The organism is Peribacillus frigoritolerans, from assembly GCF_030676415.1.
In the GTDB taxonomy this organism is placed as follows: domain Bacteria; phylum Bacillota; class Bacilli; order Bacillales; family DSM-1321; genus Peribacillus; species Peribacillus frigoritolerans_A.
In genome coordinates this window covers 41,625-60,571 of sequence record NZ_JAUUTW010000002.1, presented here as the reverse complement: position 1 = coordinate 60,571, position 18,947 = coordinate 41,625, and the positions used below count along the sequence as shown (strand labels likewise).

Genomic DNA, 18,947 nt, shown 5'->3' with positions numbered 1-18,947 from the left:
GATCATTATAAAAAAACAGGAAGTCATGTTTTCCAAGTTTCGCTCAAAGCTATTTTCATGGTATCCCTGACAATCATGATTTCTTCATTAGTTGGGATGACCATGACCTTCACAGGGGAATAAGGTGCATTGATGAACGCTTCCTTACCCTTGGTGCGATTGAGATCCTTATCCCAATATACGCCCATGAATTCAAGTCCCTCCAAGATTCGTCCCCTAATGGTTTGACTGTTTTCACCGATGCCCGCTGTAAAAATGATGCCGTCCACACCTCCCATTTTAGCTGAATAGGAACCTATATACTTGTGAATTCGGTCTGCGAACACTTTAAGTGCGAGTTCGGCCCGCTCATTGCCTTTATCCGCTTCAACCTGAATATCGCGCAGATCGCTGGAAAATCCAGAAAGGGCCAGAATGCCGCTTTTCTTATTCAGGACATCCAGCACTTCATCTGCTGTTTTTCCCGTCTTCTCCATGATATAAGGAATCAGTGCAGGGTCGATGTTCCCTGAACGCGTTCCCATAGTAACACCGGCCAAGGGTGTAAATCCCATTGATGTATCAATTGATTTGCCGCCCTTTATGGCCGTAATGCTTGCACCATTCCCTAAATGGCAGGATATTAATCGAAGCTGTTCAATTGGGCGGCCAATCATTTTGGCAGCCCGCTGCGATACATATTTATGTGAAGTACCATGAAACCCATACTTCCTTATTCCGTAATTTTCATAATATTCAAGAGGTAAGCTGTACAAATAAGAACCTGCTGCCATCGTTTGATGGAAGGCAGTGTCGAATACCGCAACCGCTGGCACATCATCCAGTATTCGCTTGAAAGCTTTGATCCCGGTGATATTGGCGGGATTATGAAGGGGCGCCAACTCGGAAAGCTTTTCGATTTCCTCTATTATGTCCTCCGTAATCAAGACCGATTCGCTGAATATCTCACCGCCATGCACCACCCGATGCCCTACGCCATCTATCTCTTCAAAGGAGTCAATGATGCGATGGTCAATCAGCTTTTTCAATAAAAGCCCTACAGCTACTTCATGATTGGGTATATCCATCGTTTCAGAAACATTTTCGCCTTCGACACTTAAGGTAAATGCGGAATTCTTCAAGCCGATTCTTTCTACAAGACCTTTTGTCATTACTTTTTCACTTGGCATCTCAAAAAGCTGAAACTTCAATGAAGAGCTGCCCGCATTAATAGCCATGATTTTTGACATCCATCCTGCTCCTTTACTCTAAGCTAGTTATTCAAATATTCATCTCAACGAAACGTGCAGTGTATTGTACAATCTTATCATGGCAAGCGGATTCAACCAAATAATAATGAAAAATTGCAAATAATCACTCTTTCAAAAAAAAATGAAAGCCAATGCCTGCGGCATCAGCTTTCATTGACTATTTTTCCTCTTTAAACCAATCGTCCATCTGTTGCATGACAGACCTGGTCGCTTCGAAATCAGACAACTTCGGAAGTTGTACGAGCAATGCCTTCTTCGGTGCTTCGATACCCTCTTTTTTCTTTTGAAGGATCAGGATGCTTTTCGCAGCCGCTTCACTCTTAAACATGGAAAGCGGCAGTTGCACCATCCCTTGGATATGTGTATGCTTCTTCAGGAAATCATTGAGTTTCGGCGCTTCCTCCGAGACGAACAGGTTATTCGGGACAATGAAGAATAGGTGTCCGCCATCCTTCGCGTGCTTAACACCTTGTTCAATAAACAAATGGTGTGCATACGAATGTCCCTTATCGGCCTTCAAATCATACTCAGCTGCACGCACATCATTCGGGTAATAACCAATCGGCAAATCACTGACCACAACATCTGAAGGATCGATGAAAAGCGGCTCCAAGCTGTCCTGGTTGAAAAATTCCAGCGGGTGTTCTTGCAGGTTGGCACCTGCATAAGCAAGCCTGATCAAGGTTTCATCAATCTCGACACCATAAGAAGCGATGTTTTTATCAGTAAGTTGATTCAAGATCGCAAATAGTAAGTTCCCCGTTCCGATGGCTGGATCGAGCATGACTATCTCTTTTTGGTCCTTGGTGAATTTACCGACTAAATAGCTGACGAACATGCCGACTGCATCAGGGGTCATATGATGATTCGGCTGAACGCTCTGTTGCATGCCTTTTAAAATAGCAAGCTGATACGCTTTACGGATTGCTTCCTTCTCATATTTCTCTGGTGAAAAATCTGCATAATGCTTCACTAGCCTTTTCTTCGATACTTCACTGATTTCCTCCTGCAGGACTTTCCCTTGGAAGAAATTCTCGCCCGTTTCACCCAGGGCATCCAGATACGTACATGATAGTTCACTTTGCAATATTTGAGCTGTTTCATCAAATTCATAAAATAATTGTTCAACTGGGGTAGACTTCACTTATTAATTCCTCCTGTTTGCTTCTGTCCCTATTTTAAAGGTAAGAAGAAAGAGTTACAAGCCGTACGTCCTGCTCATCATTCTTCGTTTGTTTAACGTACTGTTTTCCGATTTGAAAGTCCGCATATGAAGACTCTCTCGCGCGGCACTCTTTTGTCAACATTTTTAACCATGGTAATTAAAAGGTAAATAAAATACAGGGTTGTTGCCCTGTATTAGGTATGGTTTGTAACTGAATTTTATAACAAAGTTGATTGGAACGGAAGGTACGAGACTCCTGCGGGAAAAGCGCGTCCATGGGAGACCCCGCAGGCGCAAAGGCGCTGAGAAGGCTCCCGGACCGCCCGCGGAAAGCGAGTGCCTAGAGTGGAAATCAACGTCCAAATTGTACAAGCCATAAAATAACTGTGACAAACTCGATGAAAATGATTTTGTCTACAGTTTTTTTATTACTTGGATAGGCTCAATGAATGCCCAAACAGAATACCATGCATGAGGTGGTGATTATATGGATAATCAATATCAAAACTATCATGGGCAGGTTAATCCGATAAATCAGCAACATGATATTCAGTCAGCAGATGAATTTAACAGGCAACAACAAGGGTTTCAACAAGGGTTTCGACAAGGGTATCGACAAGGGTATCGACAGGGGTATCGAGATGGATTTCGAGCAGGGCAACAATCGGGTTTTTTTCCAGGACCAAGACAAATGCCGTCGTGGCCTAATGAAATTGACATAAAAGTCGGTACACCTAATGGTCAAGAGTGGTCTGGCAAGATTGTTTTACCAAATGGTCCGACTTTAGAACCTTAACTAAATACAGCATATAATAAATGAAACTCGTCAAAAAATGATAAATAAACCAGTGTATTAGAAACGAACTGTATCGTCGAAACTTTAACATTAATATAACCACAACTCAATTGAAAATTAAGCCCCTGTCCACTTCAACGACAAGGTGTTTATCAACAAGAAAATCAACATTAAAACAAAAAACCGGGCACATTGCGCCCGGTTTCTTAGTATTCGCATCTTATTTTGCCGCTTTAGCCGCTTCGATTGCACCTTCGTAATTTGGATGGTTGGTACCTTCACTCACATATTCTACATATGTGATTTCATCAGAGCTGTTCACTACGAATACAGAGCGAGCCAATAGACGAAGTTCCTGCATGACGACACCATATGCTTCACCGAATGAAAGGTCACGATGATCGGAAAGAACTTGAACATTATCCAAGCCGCTAGCAGCACACCAGCGTTTTTGCGCGAAAGGAAGATCGTTACTGATCGTCAGTACTTTCACATTATCCAATTTTGCCGCTTCTTCATTGAATTTACGTGTCTGTGCATCACATACACCTGTATCCACGGATGGAACCACGCTGATAATGCGGACAGAACCTTTGGAGTCGCTTAATGTAACTGGTGATAAGTCATTAGCCAATACTGTAAAATCAGGTGCTTTGTCCCCAACTTTTAGTTCTTGTCCCACTAAAGTGATCGGGTTGTTTTTAAATGTAACTGAAGCCATTAATAATTCCTCCCTTTTCTGTATATGTACAAGCATAATAATATTTGTTTTGCCGGAATTTTGCAATTAATTGAATTGGGAAATGTGAATGGTGCTTGCACATGTCCGACATCAAGCTTTTTTGGGTGTAATGGAAGATTGCAGCAAAAAGAAAACTCGGCGGAAGCCGAGTCGCAGTTAGAAATCTATATCCTGTTTAGGTTCTTGGTAGCTCTTTACAGCTGGCTGACTGCCGCCTTGGTTTTGATTACTGCCTTGGTTTTGATTACTGCCTTGGTTTTGATTACTGCCTTGGTTTTGATTACTGCCTTGGTTTTGATTACTGCCTTGGTTTTGATTACTGCCTTGCTTTTGATTACTGTCTTTCTTGGATAGCATGGACTGAATCTTATCGACGACTTGTGGAGCTAAATCCATCATTTTTTCGAGAAGGTGCGTCCCTTCATCCAGATGAATCATTTTCACCCCATGGGAACCGACAATCAAAAAGGCAATTGGTGTTATGGAAACCCCACCGCCGCTACCGCCGCCAAAAGGCTGCTTGGAACCACCTTGCTGTCCTTGATGGTTACCGTCCATCACAAATTCGCTGCCACCTGCTGCAAAACCAAATCCCACTTTGGATACGGTTAAAATGACACTTCCATCCGGAGTTTCCACCGGATCCCCGATGATCGTGTTCACATCAACCATTTCTTTCAGATTTTCCATCGCTTCTTTCATTAAACCTTGGATCGGATGATCTGACATTTAAATTCCTCCACTCTAGAACGATTGTTTATTGGAATCACCTGATAGCTTCGCTAATTTCTTGGACTTGAAATGCGGCTTTCCGCCTTTCCAATAACGAAGCAGTTTTATTCCAGTCACCATAGCCTGCCCGATTCTAAATTGTAATATGCAGGAAATCGATGTATTTGCCTGCCACCTCTGAAAGTCGGGTGTAATGGAATAGGAGGGCATGATCCGGAAGTTGAAATAAGTTGTCAGCAAACCGATGATTGAACCTTTAAGTGCCCAGCATGCACCAGTTAAAACACCGGTGTGTGCAGCGTTTTTAGTACCGACCATACTATGCCAGGTGAATTTTTTGACTTGGACTTTTCCTGCGAATTGACGGACGATCCTATGAAATCCGATTATATGCTGAAGCATCTCCAGAATGTCTGCGAATCCGTCACGCAAATCTTCGGCTGTGATTTTTTTCTTTTCTTCCTTTTCCATTTTTCCGTTCATTTCTTGCTCTTCCTTTACTACTACAGTTGCCGAGTCATCTTCCATTTTGATGACCGGAACCTTGAATGTATAGTGAAAAAGCCCATACCAAGCTGATAATTTAATATGTATTCGGTCATTCGTTTGGACACGTTTGTAGTCGATGGACACTCTTACTTTAGTGAAAATAACAATAAGCAGCACCAAAATGAGGATACCTATAATCAACAAAAGCCACTTCATGCACCCACACCCCTTCAGCCTATCATTATCGGCATATGTAAAAAAAATAAACCTGCAAAAGCGAAAATCACGCTCTTACAGATTTATGTATGGAAGAAATCATCTTCTGATCAACACAACGCCCGTGTCTGCAAAGACATCATGCAAAGCCTGTTTCTTCGGTAATAGGCCTGCCAAGAGATAGCCAATCCAAGTGACTTTTGAAATATAGCGGCCAATCAGCTCCCTGAACAATATCGTACCCCATGAAATGGTTTTTTTCTCTTCCTTCAATGCAACGACTTTCAGTCCAAAAATCATCTTGCCAAGGGTTTGGTTCAAGAATTTGGTCATCAAAACAAAGTATAAGAAGAATACGCCCCCTGTTAAGAAGCCCTCTGCGGAAAACCAGAGATCATCTGTCCCTTCATAAAATTTGAAGATGGGATGAATCAAAATCCGGTTCAAACTTCCGATAACCAATAGATCGGCTAAATATGCCCAAAACCTCATCCAAAAACCAGCAAAATGCACTTTCTTGACTCCGTCATCATCCACGGCCTTCCTGGCTGATGTAAATTCCTGTTGAACGGGAACCCCTGGATCTGCCATTAGATTGGATGAAGCGATTTGTTCATTGTTTTCATTTCGTTCCGTCATCCTTCAGCCCCCCTATTCCGCATACAAATACATTAAGCGTGGAGAATTTGAAGAGGAAAGGATTTTTGTCAAGACTGCCGTTTCCACATCATTTCCCAACATTTTTTGCGCACCCATACTGAATAATGAACCGAAACCTACCTCATCTGTATAACGGATAACTTGAGCATCCTTTTTACCGATATCCGTTTTCATCGCTGCAATTACATCATCCAAATGGCCGAAATCATCGATAAGATTGTTTTCTTTAGCCTGACGTCCATCATAAATGCGGCCATCGGCGATTTCCCTTACTTCCTTCTCTGTCATATCGCGTCCGTCTGCAATGATTTTTACAAATTGATCATAAGAATTATCGATCATATCTTGGAGTATTTCACGTTCTTCACCAGTCATTTCCCGGGTTGGACTCATAATATCTTTGTGTGGTCCGCTTTTGATGGTTTCGAACTCAACACCATACTTTTTGGCCAACTTCTCGTAATTATAACCCTGCATGATGACACCAAGTGAACCCGTCATCGTTTCTGGGCTGGCATAAATCTTATCGGCTGGTGCAGAAATATAATATCCGCCTGAAGCAGCCATAGACCCCATTGATACATATACAGGTTTTTTCACTTTCTTGATATCAAGGATCTTTTCATAGATCTCTGCACTTTCGACGACACCGCCCCCTGGAGAATTCACACGAAGGATGATTCCTTTGATATCGTCATTTTCCTCTGCCATCTTCAGCTTATCCAAGAAGGCACGGTGATTATATGTTGCTGAACTAAGTAATGAGGCTTCTCCTGTATCTTGAATCGTGCCCTCTACATCAAATACGGCAATAACATTAGTGATATCATCGCCTTCTATGACTTCCTCGTAAAATGCACTTTCGGAAGCAAATAATTCATCAATGATATTTTCCGTATCCGCTGTAAATAGAGTCGTAGCCATCCCTACAGCAATAGAGACAAAAAATAAAACGGCTGCGATTCCAAGTGCCGCCCAACGCTTTCCATTCATCTGTTTTCCCCCTTCAATATATGTATCCTTCTTACCATACGAACTAATAACAAAAATGTTTCATTCCATGATAAACTAAGACATATAAAATTGTAGCAAAGAATCCTCAAATTGGAAATGAAATGGTGCATTTTGTACAATCTCCATTTATCCTAAACAAGATAAAGTAAGCCCTTTCATCACCATACATACTAGGGGGGAACATGATGAACACTCGAAGGAATATTTATTTTTTCCATGCACCGAATGCAGAGACGCTTAACAAGGTTGAATACTTGTCAGACTTAGCTAAGCAACATTCGTATGAAGTCATCCAGGATTTCACAAAAGCAAACATCATCGTAAGCATCGGTGATGACGGCACATTCCTGCAGGCTGCCCGTAAAACCGGGTTCAGGGATGACTGTTTATATGCGGGCATTTCCACCACAGGCAACTTGAATATGTATTGCGATTTCCACTTGGAGGACAGTGATAAAATGATCGATGCCATGACAAGAGAGCAAATCGAGGTGCGTAAATATCCAACCATCGATATCCAATTGGACGATCAGCCCTCCTTTTATGCCCTTAATGAACTCAGTATCCGGTCTTCCATCACCAAAACGTTCATCATGGATATTTTCATTGATGAACTCCATTTTGAAACTTTTCGCGGCGACGGAATCATCATTGCGACTCCGACCGGAAGCACCGCCTATAATAAATCGATCAATGGGGCCGTTGTCGATCCCCTTCTCCCTTGCTTCCAAGTGAGCGAGCTTGCTTCCATCAATAATAATACCTATCGGACCCTGGGTTCCTCATTCATCCTAAGCGGCGATAAGACGTTGACCGTCCACCTTGAACAAAACGGGCCAAGCTATCCGATCATCGGAATGGACAATGAAGCCTTAAGCATCAACCATGTCGAAAAGGTAAAGGTCCGGTTAAGCGGTAAAGTCATCAAGACTGTTAAGCTAAAAGACAATTCCTTTTGGGAAAAGGTTAAAAGGACCTTTCTTTAAACGAACTAAAAAGGTACCGGGAATGATAACCGGTACCTTTATATATGATAAAAACCTTTCGTATTTTGATAAAGGATTTCATAGACATCCCCAATCGGCAATCCTTTAATCGAAGCAATTTGGCACACACTGTCATGCATCATGCCGGGATGGGTCCATTTTTCTTTGAATATCCCTTCAAACGGCCATGGGCCATCCGTTTCAATCATCATCAGTTTAAGTGGGTATGCCGAAACTAATTCCTGTATTTCCCTCTCATAACAAACATCAGGTGTAATCGAAATGCGGTACCCCTTTTCGGCCATTCTTTCGACTGTCCGGATATCGCCTTTAAACCAATGAAAGTGTGCCTTTTTGATTTGATGCTTATCCAAAAGGTCGCAAACGATGGGTGCATCGTCATGGACGGCATGAAGGATAACCGGCTTTTCAACCTCTTTAGCTAAGGCCAGGAACCTCTCCAGTATCACTATATACGCTGAGTTATCAATATCGGGATTTTCCTGCCTTAAGTAATAGGGCAGCCCAACCTCACCTATGGCAACCATATCTTGACGATGTTCCCGCATCCAGTTCAATAATTCGTTCACTTCTTCATCACTCGGGAGGGGCTGCTCTGGATGAAAGCCAAAGGCAGGCTTAATTCGTGGATCTTTGAGTGAAAGCTGATAATTGTTAATCGAAGAAGCCAAATTCATGGAGACAGTCAGCAAGGATTCCAAATGAACCTTTTCCATGTCAGTCAGAATCTGCTTCCGCTTAACAACATCATACTTATCAAAATGGATATGGCTGTCGATGATTCTCAATTTTAATCGCCTCCTTACTTAAGTAGAAAAAGTTGGCTTGAGTGCTGCATATAATTCTCTCTTCAGATGAAAAAATTCATCACTAAGAAGCTGTTCTTCTCTTCTTGGCCTTGAAAATGGAACTTCCACTTCTTTGATGACAGCAGCCGGTTTTGCTGATAACACATAAATTCTATCTGATAGGAAAACCGCTTCATCTATGCTATGAGTAACAAAAAGCACCGACCTTCGATTTTCTTCCCAAACCGACAACAGCCATTTTTGCATTTGCAATCTTGTCAGTTCATCCAAGGCAGAAAAGGGTTCGTCCAGGCACATCAAGTCCTGTGGACTTAAGATACTCCGAATGAATGCGGCCCTTTGCTTCATGCCTCCAGATAATTCATGCGGATATGCTTTCTCGTACTCTTCTAATCCAGCTTTCATCAATAGGGCTTTTGCCTTTTCTTTATCTCTGATCCCAGCAAGTTCGCTTCCAAGCAAAACATTTTCCAATACCGTTCTCCAAGGTAAAAGGGAAGGCTGCTGAGGCATATAGCTGATATGGCCCTTTAAGCCATTTATCTTTTTATCATCCAGTGAAATGATGCCATGATCCGGCTTTAAAATGCCGCCGATCAAGTGGAACAATGTACTTTTACCGCTGCCCGATGGCCCAAGGATCGTGACAAATTCCCCATCATCCACATGGAAATTCATATTCTCTAATATATTCTGGTTACCATCGAAAGAATAGGAGACGCCTTTAATTTCCAGCTTCATCCTTTTCGCCCTCCTTTCTCTTCCAAGAAACTAAGTATTTCTCCAGGAAGGTGATGATCCCAAAAAAGATCAGGCTCATTCCCATAATGATGAAAATGGCAACAAACACCCGATCTGTCCTGAACGCAGAGGAAGCGAGAGTCATATACACACCAATCCCCGATTTTGCCCCAAGCCATTCCGAAATAACCGCACCCATTACACTATAGGTCGCCGAAATTTTCAGTCCGGAGAAAATGAACGGGATCGAATGAGGAAGTTCCAGCTTCCAAAATAACTGGTTTTTTCCCGCTCCCATCATCTTGAAATAATGCTTAAGCTCGTATGGTGTCTGGCGAAAACCGTCTAATGATGCAACCGCAACCGGAAAAAAACATACAAGCGAAATCACTATTAACTTAGGCAGCATGCCAAATCCAAACCAGATCACCAAAAGCGGCGCCAAAACAATGATGGGTATATTTTGTGATAGTATGAGCAGAGGATAAACCGCGTCCTTCACACCTGGAAATAGGTGTAAGATTGCCGCGATCAAAAACCCGATGCAGCTTCCAATAAAAAAACCCGACAACGCAAGCTCGGTTGTGGATATAAGGTGTCCGTAAAGATTGCGGGACGACTCAATTCCTTCAATGAAAATGGCCGATGGAGCGGGAAGCAGCCATTCTTCAACTTTCAATAAGACTGTCACTGATTCCCATACTATCAGCAACAATAATAAAAGAAAGAAGGGAGCCCCCTTCTTCCAAATTCCCCTTCCGATCATGCCCGATATTTCTCCGTTAACGTATCCATCGTAATCCCGCTTGGCTGATATAATATTTTCACTTGGGAAATGACATTCGGCGAGCCTATTTCAATCATTCTTACATTCATTTTTTCTATCACGGCAAAAAGTTCGGATAGCTCACCCTCCATTGTCGTTTCAAGCGGGTGAACCTCATATTTGACACCTGATTCTTCAATGATCTTGATTGCTTCATCGACCATAGGGATGACATTTTCCCCTTTAGGAATAATTTGTATACTAATTAATGAATTGGCCATTGTATTTCCTCCTATTTTGGTAAAAATTCATTGGTAAATGCCGTTTCAGGATCGAAATCACCTTCAAGAAGCTTATTTTCAGTCATCCAATCGCTGTAATTCTTCCAAATTTCAAGCTTTTGTTCACCCCATCGCGGAGCATCATCCTGATACTTGGCTGCAAGCCACTCCTGGCTTTTCTTCACTAGTTTTGCATCAAGATCCGGTGCAGACTTAATTAACATGTCTGCTGCATCAGCAGGATTCTTAATCGCAAACTGGTACCCTTTCGATGCTGCATGAACGAATGCTTTAACAGTCTCGGGATCTTCTTTTATCATCTTTTCATTTGTAGTCAAAACAGGCGTATAGTAATCAAGCTTATCAGAGTATTCGGTTAAGTAAACCATATTAAGCTTTTCATTTCGCAACTCAGCCTCAATGCCTGTCCATCCATAATAAATCCAGGCAAAGTCTATATCCCTTTTAACCGAAGTGAAAAAATCCGTGTCTCCTGTATTGACTATGTCCACTTTATTTACATCCGCATTCTCTTTTTTCATGAGTGAATCTATAATGGCCTTTTCAACTGGAGACCCCCAGCCACCATACGTTTTCCCTTCAAAATCCTTGGGAGTTTTAATGTTCTTTGCCTCAGGGGAAGCGAATCCAGAGGTATTATGCTGGATGACGGCAGCTACCGAAACAATCGGTACGCCCTGCACGCGGGCCTGCGTAATGCCCTCCTGGTAACTCACGCCAAATTCAGATTTCCCTGAAGCGACAAGCTTATCAGCTCCAGCTTCACCTGGCATGATAATTTCCACATCAAGGCCTTGCTCTTTAAAATATCCTTTTTCCTTAGCTACATACAATCCTGTATGGTTTGTATTCGGTGTCCAATCAAGCACGACCGATACCTTTTTTAATTCTTCATTGCCTTCATTTTTAGAAGCTTCTTCTTTTTCATTAGTTCCGCCTGCACCGCATCCAGCCAAAAGGAACAACGAAGTTAACAGTGGTAAGAATTTATTCAAGTTATTATCCTCCTACACATCATATAAGATCCATATGCCGGAACCATAATGGGGCTCCAGGGTCCATTCAAATACTGGATAAAAAAGCAAAAAACGCCCGAAGATGAATTCGGACGTTAACATACAAAACAGAAAATCAGTAATAATATGTTCCCTCCGCTGGCATCATCCAGATCAGGTTCAAAGAGTCAGCATCTAAAGGATGCAATCTCAGCCAGCAGTACTGGCCCCCCTACATTTCTCGCACATATGAACTTTCTCTCTCATTATATCAATTCATGGGGAAAAGGGAATACTAATTTGCTTCATCTCGCTAATTGGAAAGGTATTCCTTACAGTTAAGGATATCTAGTAAAACAACTTGTTGGAATGAAAATCATTGAAATCAAGATAATTCTGCCACTTTTCATTCAACATTCCTGGCTGTAACGGTGGCTGACACTTTCCAAATAGTCAATTCCTTACTGGCATTCATATAATGAGCATTACCTATAGACATTTTTGTTTACTGGTTTTTAAACCCTTAATTTCATAAGTAAAAGGTGGATATGATCATGATAAAGATTAATCACAAATGGTTAGATGTCAGTCAAATCCAACCAGGAATAGCATCTGCTAAATCGCTTGAAATTCTCCAATTGCTGGCGGAAGATTCTAACGTTTTTGAATACCGGAACTTTGGAGAGTTTAATTTCGAGATACAACTGAGGAACCGAGTCATTGAGGCAGCTATTGCGTTGAATAAAAGTGATGCAGAATTTTCCACACTTGAGGAATCGGCATCCAATAAACAATATTGGAGCCTTTCAAAGGATGGCACCTTTACACTTCAGCCAGGGATTCTCCCTCATGCTGCACTCGTTGACATTTTCATGAATGGAAGGCTTTATGCTTTCGAATGCGGGACAGCGATAGTCGTCACTTTTTTAAAGGCCATTTTGGATTTAATCGGCCCTAGGAATTTCGACTATCTTTTTTCAGAACTATTTTTATATGACTTTCGCCCTCCACAGAATATGGCTCTCATTATTCACCAAGGGAGAGATTATTTACCAGGTGATTGCGTTTACTTCAAAAACCCTGATCACGACGAGGCAACTCCTGAATGGCAAGGTGAAAATGCCATATTATTAGGAAGAAACCTCTTTTATGGCCATGGAATCGGGATTACCAGTTCACAGGGAATCATCGATGAATTAAATAGCAATAGAAGGCCGAACGCCACCATATCGGCATTCCTGACAGATCATATCATTTTCCTGGATAGTTCCTTCTATAGACAATTCCAACTAAATATCCCCCGTGCAAAGCCCGATCACAGTCCTGTCAGCCTTTCCAATTGCATTGTTTCTGAAATAGGTCCGAAGATTTACCTTTCATGACCCTGGCATTTCCCCTATGCCGTAAAACCGTTTTATTAAATACCGGCATGAAAAAATGCTTGGGAGAGATCTCCCAAGCATTTTTTCTTATTCATGCACCAATATTCCCTTTGCCTTTGAACCTGCGGGCACTTGCCTGACCCCATTTCGTTATGGATAGTGTATAAACAGCCAAGGCTGACCATATGAACAAAAAGGCTAAAAGATGTGATTTGGTGAAACTTTCATGATAGACGAATACTCCGATCAATAAAGATAAGGTCGGAGCGATATACTGAAAAATGCCAAGCATCGATAACGGGATCTTCTCCGCCCCTTTTGCAAAATATAAAAGAGGCAATGCCGTGACAATCCCGCCGCCCACCAACAGCAAGCTTGTGCTTCCCACTGTAAAGAATTGCATTTCCGATCGGTTCATCAAGTATATCAGGTAACCCAGCGCCAGAGGCGTCACCATCATCGTTTCGAGCGTCAGCCCGATCGCCGACTCGGCCTTGATCATTTTTTTTGCCAGACCGTATAATCCAAAGGTCATGGCCAAAACAAGAGAGATCCACGGGATCGTGCCGAAATGAATGCCAAGGATCAAGACTCCGATTCCTGCAAGCAGGAATGAAATGATTTGGGCCCCGCTCAATTTTTCTTTTAAGACTATCACTCCCAATAGTACACTGACTAGCGGATTGATATAATATCCAAGGCTCGTGTCGAGGATCCGTCCTGAGTTAACGGCCCAGATGAACACTCCCCAATTAGCTGTAACAAGCAGTGACGCCGTTAGTAATGCCGCAAAGAGTTTGGGATTTCCCATTATGTTTTTGACATAATCAAGAAACGCTTGCCATTTTTTCATGAACATCAATAAAACCAGCATGAACACGAAAGACCATAATACCCTCTGAGCCAAAATTTCCGTTGCACCGACTCCCTGAAGGAACTTCCAGTAAATCGGCACGACTCCCCACATCATGTAAGAAAGGGCTGCATAGAACGCCCCTTCTTTTTGATCATCCACTTTCATAACCTGCCTTCTTTCCATTTACATTCCTTTATCTAATTCCATCTAAAAATTTTGTATTTCCATTTCTTTTTTTGCAACTGTTATTTTTTATCATACATGATTTTATCATCGATGACCGTCATGATTGCCTCAGCTTTTAGGAGATCATCCGGCGCAGCAGCAAAGACGTCCAGATTAAACACGGTAAAATCGGCATCGTACCCTTTATCGATCACACCGCGACGTTTTTCCTGGCCGATTGCTGCAGCACTCCCTTTTGTATACAGTGCGAAAGCCTCGTAAACGGAAATCCTTTCACCCAAGCCATATACGGTACGGTCTTCACTGTTGATTTTCATCCTTGTTACAGCTGCATGAATGCCCAAAATTGGATTTAATGGTTCAATGGGTGCATCAGACCCTCCCGCGCAAATGATGCCCAAATTCAAATAGGTTTTCCAGGCATAGGAGGCTTCCAATAGATTGGCAGGAACCTTTTCTTCCACCCACGGAAAATCGGACGGGACGAAACCCGGTTGGATATCAAAGATTACCGGCAGCTTTGCCGCCCGCTCCAACAGCTCCGGGCGGACAATCTGCGCATGGATGAGCCGATCCCTCTGTCCCTTTTTCGGAGGGAGGGCTTCAATTGCATTCAAAACGTATTCAAAAGCGAGATCACCAATCGCATGGACAGCAATCGGCATTCCGGCCTCCCTTGCTTTTTTCACCCATTCCTGAAGCTCGTTTTCAGTGAATATCGCTACTCCATTCGTATTCTTCTGATCTACATAAGGCTCGCTCAACAGGGCTGTGCGTCCGCCTAAGGAGCCGTCGGTAAATATCTTCATACTGTCGAATTTGATATATCGCGTACCTTTCTGATAGCCGCCGCCTGCTGCCAGCATTTCTTCAAACGCTTCGTGATGGACGAGTAAATTGGCGCGAAAGGCCATTTCCCGGTCCTCGATCACCGATTTAAACGCCTGATATGTCGGCATGAAGCCATTGTAATAATGGAGGTCCTCAGTATGTCCGCCAGTCAAACCTAGCTTATAAGCGTCTTCTATCGCCTCTGTGAGCGCGTTTTCGATATACTCTTGATCAATGCCGGGAAGGCTGTCTAAAATAAGGTTCTGCGCCTGACTTTCTTTAAATAAACCATTTAAACGTCCGTCAGGATAACGGCAGATCACCCCGCCTGAAGGTTCTTTTATATCTTCTTTAATATCCGCTTCCAAAAGGGCACGGGAATTGACGGCCAAAGCATGACGGCAGATCCGTTTCAATACGATGGGATGTTCTGTCGATATCGCGTCAAGCTCATCCCGTAATATCAATTCAGGACTCGGCCATTCATTTTCATTCCACCCTTCGGCAACAATCCACTTTCCAGCCGGGGTCTTTGAGCACTTTTCCTTCAAGGATTTCATGATGGACTCCCTGCTATCCATCAAAGAGAGGTCTAAACGAAGCAGCCTTTCACCATGCCCGACCAAATGAAGGTGACTATCCACTAACCCCGGGAGCATCGTTTGTCCTTTTAAGTCGATTTCCCTGGAAATATTGCTGGCATATTCATTTTTCAAATAGTCCAGGCTGCCGGTATCAACAATTACCCCCTTTTCAGTGAAGACTGCCTCCACTTGATCGTTTTCTTTAACCATCGTATAAATCGACCCATTGAACCATAATGTACCCATACCGGCTTTACACTCCTTATTAAATGATTGTTACTGTGCAGATATGCAGTAAGTTTACCATCTCATATCACGAATTCCCATATTTACGCTTTTATCCAAGCCCCTGATAATAAAAAAACGCCAGCCTTGGAGGCTGACGGTCATTCAATCAATTGTTAAGGAGTGCTTCTTCCCTTTTCCGTAAATCCACCCGTTTGATTTTACCTGATGTCGTTTTGGGCAGCTCTTCTAAAAATTCGATTTTCCTTGGATATTTATATGGGGCAGTCAATTCTTTCACGTGCGATTGAAGCATCTTGATCAAGTCTTGGCTGTTCGGATCGATATCATCCATCAAGACTACATATGCCTTGACCACATTGCCCCTTATTTCATCAGGACTTGCTATAACGGCACACTCTTTGACATATGGATGCTTAACGAGTGCATCTTCCACTTCAAACGGCCCAATCGTATATCCCGAGCTGATGATGATATCATCAGAACGACCTTCAAACCAGAAATAGCCATCCTCATCCTTTTTCGCTTGATCGCCGGTAATATAATAGTCCCCACGGAATTGCTGCGATGTCCGCTCGGGATCTTTAAAATATTCTTTAAAGAGAGCAGGTGTATCTACATGTACGGCAATATCCCCCACTACGCCAGGAGAACAGGGTTTACCGGAATCATCAATGATTTCCACATGGTTGCCCGGAGTCGGTTTGCCCATGGAGCCCAATTTAATTTCCATACCTTTCGTTACACCTACCAACAGGGTATTTTCGGTCTGTCCATATCCATCACGCACTTCAATATGGAAATGGTTTTTAAAGACCTCGAACACTTTTTGATTTAAAGGCTCTCCCGCTGATACAGCACTATGGAGATGGGATAAATCATAGTCATCAAGGTTATCCACCTTTGCAATCAATCGATACTCGGTTGGTGTGCAGCATAATGCATTCACTTTGTAGTCCTGAAGCAGCTGAAGATATTTTTTCGCCTCGAACTTCCCATGATAGGCAAGGCCGGTCGCTCCCGTTCCCAGAACCGCCAGGAAAGGACTCCAGATCCACTTTTGCCACCCTGGGCCTGCAGTTGCCCAAACCACATCCGCTTCGCTGATGCCGAGCCAGTTTGCAGCAGACGTTTTCAAATGGGCATAAGCCCATCCATGTGTATGGACGACCCCTTTTGGATTTCCTGTCGTTCCGGAAGTATACGATAAGAACGCCATATCCTCACTCTTCGTGTCGGCCATAGTCAGCTGATCGGATTCCTCATCGGCAAGCTCATTCAAATCCAGCCAATTTTCGATTCGCTTTCCTATTGAAAATTTCAGGAGACTTTCCGCCCCTACTATTTCATTCAATTCATGTGTATATTCATGATAACTGATGATTCCTTTGACATCACCATGGTTGACTCGATACTGCAAGTCCTTCGCACGAAGCATTTCAGAACAAGGTATGACAATCATGCCAATTTTCAATGCGGCTAAATACACTTGATAAGCTTCCACCAAACGAGGGATTATGATAAGGACCGTATCACCTTTACCCAGTCCTTTTTGCTTGAAGGCATTTCCAATTTTATTTGCAATTTTTAGTAAATTCTCATATGTAAGTTGTTTTTTAACTCCGGTTTCGTTCTCCCAAAGTACGGCAACTTTTTCTGGATCTTTTGCATAACGTTCCATTTCACTCACTAAGTTGTAATGTTCCGGAGCCAATAAGTCTTCACGCTTCATATTCTTCCCCTCCAATTATGAACTCTTAGTACCTACTCATTATACAAGATACTTCTCTAATAATTCTATGTATTTTTACAAATTAAAAAGAGAGCGGATTCCTACACCCGCTCTCTTTTAGTCTGTAGACAATTCCTAAGGTGAGTTTGTCTGCAGTTTTTCTTTTTAAAAATTCCGCTGATTTTCGAAACCCGCTCCCTTTCCGCCGACTGTCTGCCAAGCCTCCTCGGCGCATGCGCCTGTGGGGTCTTGGCTAGCCAGTTATTCGGCAGGAGTGTCGCAAATCTCTTCAATCCTTTAAGGATTACTGAAAAAAACTATGAAGGGTAATCTAGTTTACCTTTAAAATTTTGGTTCGGGGCGAGAGCAATTCGGAACTCCTTTGCCGGAAAGTTGATGGACCTCCAGACCCTACAATATTTCTCGAAAAGAAGTTCCAGTTATTGGAACGTAAGGTACGAGACTCCTGCGGGAAAAGCGTGGCCAAGGGAGACCCCGCAGGCGAGCGCCGAGGGCGGACCGCCCGCGGAAAGCGAGTGCCTGGAGTGGAAATCATTACACATACCCCCTTTAAGAAACCCGCTCCCTTTCCGCCGACTGCCTGCCAAGCCTCATCAAAGCAAGCGCCTGTGGGGTCTTGGCTAGCCAGTTATTCGGCAGGAGTGTCGCAAATCTCTTCAACCCTTTAAGGAATACTGTAAAAAACTATGAAGGGTAATCTAGTTTACCTTTAAAATTTTGGTTCGGGGCGAGAGCAATTCGGAACTCCTTTTGCCGGAAAGTTGATGGACCTCCAGACCCTACAATATTTCTTAAAAAGAAGTTCCAGTGATTGGAACGTAAGGTACGAGACTCCTGCGGGAAAAGCGTGGCCAAGGGAGACCCCGCAGGCGAGCGCCGAGGGCGGACCGCCCGCGGAAAGCGAGTGCCTGGAGTGGAAATCATATTACACATCCCCCCTTTAAGAAACCCGCTCCCTTTCCGCCGACTGCCTGCCAAGCCTCATCAAAGCAAGCGCCTGTGGAGTCTTGGCTAGCCGTTATTCGGCAGGTGTGTCGCACATTTCTTCATTCCAAGGTTTCATATTATATAAAACAGTAAACAATTATGTAGTTAGACTAAGGAATTTATTAAATCGGCCTTCACGAATTCAGTCCGCAAACGTAAAGAGAGCGGGTGTTAAAACCCGCTCTCTGTAGCCATATTTATTAAATTATCTGTTGAATCCTCCGCCTAATTGTTGTTCAGCCATTTGAACAAGGCGTTTTGTGATTTCTCCACCAACTGAACCGTTAGCGCGAGATGTTGTGTCGGCACCAAGTTGTACGCCGAATTCTGTAGCGATTTCATATTTCATTTGTTCTAGAGCTTGTTCAACTCCAGGTACCAATAATTCGTTTGAGCTGTTGTTGTTTGCCATGTGTTTTTCACCTCCTTGTGATTATA

General features: G+C 43.0%; 19 protein-coding genes, 1 pseudogene and 1 riboswitch. Of the genes and pseudogenes, 4 read left to right on the top strand and 16 right to left on the bottom strand.

The features are described from left to right. Positions 1 to 23: 23 nt before the first annotated feature. Together Q8G36_RS02255 and Q8G36_RS02250 are read right to left on the bottom strand one after the other, a co-directional pair. A complete protein-coding gene (locus tag Q8G36_RS02255) occupies positions 24 to 1,229 on the bottom strand; it encodes an acetate kinase (RefSeq protein WP_305158776.1) in 1,206 nt (401 codons plus the stop codon). A gap of 178 nt (positions 1,230 to 1,407) precedes the next feature. Then, a complete protein-coding gene (locus Q8G36_RS02250; protein WP_305158775.1) occupies positions 1,408 to 2,394 on the bottom strand; it encodes a class I SAM-dependent methyltransferase in 987 nt (328 codons plus the stop codon). Between the two features lie 508 nt (positions 2,395 to 2,902). On the opposite strand from Q8G36_RS02250, the gene Q8G36_RS02245 reads away from it, so the two are divergent. Next, positions 2,903 to 3,211 (top strand): hypothetical protein, encoded by a 309-nt coding sequence (locus Q8G36_RS02245; RefSeq protein ID WP_305158774.1) that lies wholly within the window; start codon positions 2,903 to 2,905, stop codon positions 3,209 to 3,211. A 220-nt stretch (positions 3,212 to 3,431) separates the two neighbouring features. Here the strand turns inward: Q8G36_RS02245 and tpx are convergent, their stop codons facing one another. From tpx to sppA, 5 genes and pseudogenes are all read right to left on the bottom strand, one after another. Further along, a complete protein-coding gene (tpx, locus tag Q8G36_RS02240; RefSeq protein ID WP_034309176.1) occupies positions 3,432 to 3,932 on the bottom strand; it encodes a thiol peroxidase in 501 nt (166 codons plus the stop codon). A 303-nt stretch (positions 3,933 to 4,235) separates the two neighbouring features. Further along, positions 4,236 to 4,682, bottom strand: a pseudogene (gene ytfJ, locus Q8G36_RS02235) (GerW family sporulation protein); the annotation flags it as partial. A gap of 15 nt (positions 4,683 to 4,697) precedes the next feature. Next, positions 4,698 to 5,390, bottom strand: a complete 693-nt coding sequence (locus tag Q8G36_RS02230) for a DUF2953 domain-containing protein (RefSeq protein ID WP_305158772.1) — start codon at positions 5,388 to 5,390, stop codon at positions 4,698 to 4,700. Positions 5,391 to 5,489: 99 nt separating this feature from the next. Beyond that, entirely contained in the window at positions 5,490 to 6,029 is a 540-nt protein-coding gene (locus Q8G36_RS02225) for an RDD family protein (RefSeq protein ID WP_305158771.1), read from the bottom strand. 12 nt (positions 6,030 to 6,041) lie between these two features. After that, the gene (gene sppA, locus Q8G36_RS02220) at positions 6,042 to 7,043 is read right to left on the bottom strand and encodes a signal peptide peptidase SppA (RefSeq protein ID WP_305158770.1); all 1,002 of its coding nucleotides are present in this window, start codon (positions 7,041 to 7,043) and stop codon (positions 6,042 to 6,044) included. A 206-nt stretch (positions 7,044 to 7,249) separates the two neighbouring features. On the opposite strand from sppA, the gene Q8G36_RS02215 reads away from it, so the two are divergent. Beyond that, the gene (locus tag Q8G36_RS02215) at positions 7,250 to 8,050 is read left to right on the top strand and encodes an NAD kinase (RefSeq protein WP_305158769.1); all 801 of its coding nucleotides are present in this window, start codon (positions 7,250 to 7,252) and stop codon (positions 8,048 to 8,050) included. A gap of 38 nt (positions 8,051 to 8,088) precedes the next feature. Here Q8G36_RS02215 and Q8G36_RS02210 read toward each other — a convergent pair whose 3' ends face one another. From Q8G36_RS02210 to Q8G36_RS02190, 5 genes are read right to left on the bottom strand one after another with little or no spacing between them, the layout of a single operon-like run. Beyond that, positions 8,089 to 8,859: a TatD family hydrolase gene (locus Q8G36_RS02210; protein ID WP_305158768.1), complete on the bottom strand. Its 771-nt coding sequence runs from the start codon at positions 8,857 to 8,859 to the stop codon at positions 8,089 to 8,091. An 18-nt stretch (positions 8,860 to 8,877) separates the two neighbouring features. Next, positions 8,878 to 9,621 (bottom strand): ABC transporter ATP-binding protein, encoded by a 744-nt coding sequence (locus Q8G36_RS02205; RefSeq protein ID WP_305158767.1) that lies wholly within the window; start codon positions 9,619 to 9,621, stop codon positions 8,878 to 8,880. Further along, positions 9,605 to 10,387 carry an ABC transporter permease gene (locus tag Q8G36_RS02200; RefSeq protein ID WP_305158766.1) on the bottom strand — a complete coding sequence of 261 codons (783 nt, stop codon included), beginning with the start codon at positions 10,385 to 10,387 and terminating at the stop codon, positions 9,605 to 9,607. The genes Q8G36_RS02205 and Q8G36_RS02200 overlap by 17 nt, the downstream gene beginning before the upstream one ends. Continuing rightward, positions 10,384 to 10,668, bottom strand: a complete 285-nt coding sequence (locus tag Q8G36_RS02195; RefSeq protein WP_034309193.1) for a thiamine-binding protein — start codon at positions 10,666 to 10,668, stop codon at positions 10,384 to 10,386. Before Q8G36_RS02195 ends, Q8G36_RS02200 begins: the two co-directional genes overlap by 4 nt. Positions 10,669 to 10,679: 11 nt before the next feature. Continuing rightward, entirely contained in the window at positions 10,680 to 11,684 is a 1,005-nt protein-coding gene (locus Q8G36_RS02190) for an ABC transporter substrate-binding protein (RefSeq protein ID WP_305158765.1), read from the bottom strand. A 134-nt stretch (positions 11,685 to 11,818) separates the two neighbouring features. Then, positions 11,819 to 11,928: riboswitch (TPP riboswitch) on the bottom strand. Positions 11,929 to 12,238: 310 nt separating this feature from the next. Here Q8G36_RS02190 and Q8G36_RS02185 point away from each other — a divergent pair. Further along, entirely contained in the window at positions 12,239 to 13,066 is an 828-nt protein-coding gene (locus Q8G36_RS02185; RefSeq protein ID WP_305158764.1) for a protein-glutamine gamma-glutamyltransferase, read from the top strand. Between the two features lie 91 nt (positions 13,067 to 13,157). Here Q8G36_RS02185 and rarD read toward each other — a convergent pair whose 3' ends face one another. The 3 genes from rarD to mbcS all read right to left on the bottom strand — a co-directional run bounded on the left by rarD (position 13,158) and on the right by mbcS (position 17,501). Further along, positions 13,158 to 14,087 carry an EamA family transporter RarD gene (rarD, locus tag Q8G36_RS02180; protein ID WP_305158763.1) on the bottom strand — a complete coding sequence of 310 codons (930 nt, stop codon included), beginning with the start codon at positions 14,085 to 14,087 and terminating at the stop codon, positions 13,158 to 13,160. Between the two features lie 80 nt (positions 14,088 to 14,167). Next, the gene (locus Q8G36_RS02175) at positions 14,168 to 15,769 is read right to left on the bottom strand and encodes an amidohydrolase (RefSeq protein WP_305158762.1); all 1,602 of its coding nucleotides are present in this window, start codon (positions 15,767 to 15,769) and stop codon (positions 14,168 to 14,170) included. Positions 15,770 to 15,917: 148 nt separating this feature from the next. Beyond that, positions 15,918 to 17,501 carry an acyl-CoA synthetase MbcS gene (mbcS, locus tag Q8G36_RS02170; RefSeq protein ID WP_305158761.1) on the bottom strand — a complete coding sequence of 528 codons (1,584 nt, stop codon included), beginning with the start codon at positions 17,499 to 17,501 and terminating at the stop codon, positions 15,918 to 15,920. 479 nt (positions 17,502 to 17,980) lie between these two features. Here mbcS and Q8G36_RS02165 point away from each other — a divergent pair, with 479 nt between their 5' ends. After that, on the top strand, positions 17,981 to 18,190 hold the full coding sequence (locus Q8G36_RS02165; protein WP_305274921.1) for a hypothetical protein: 210 nt from the start codon (positions 17,981 to 17,983) through the stop codon (positions 18,188 to 18,190). A gap of 524 nt (positions 18,191 to 18,714) precedes the next feature. Here the strand turns inward: Q8G36_RS02165 and Q8G36_RS02160 are convergent. After that, entirely contained in the window at positions 18,715 to 18,921 is a 207-nt protein-coding gene (locus tag Q8G36_RS02160) for an alpha/beta-type small acid-soluble spore protein (RefSeq protein WP_137018142.1), read from the bottom strand. Positions 18,922 to 18,947: the final 26 nt, after the last annotated feature.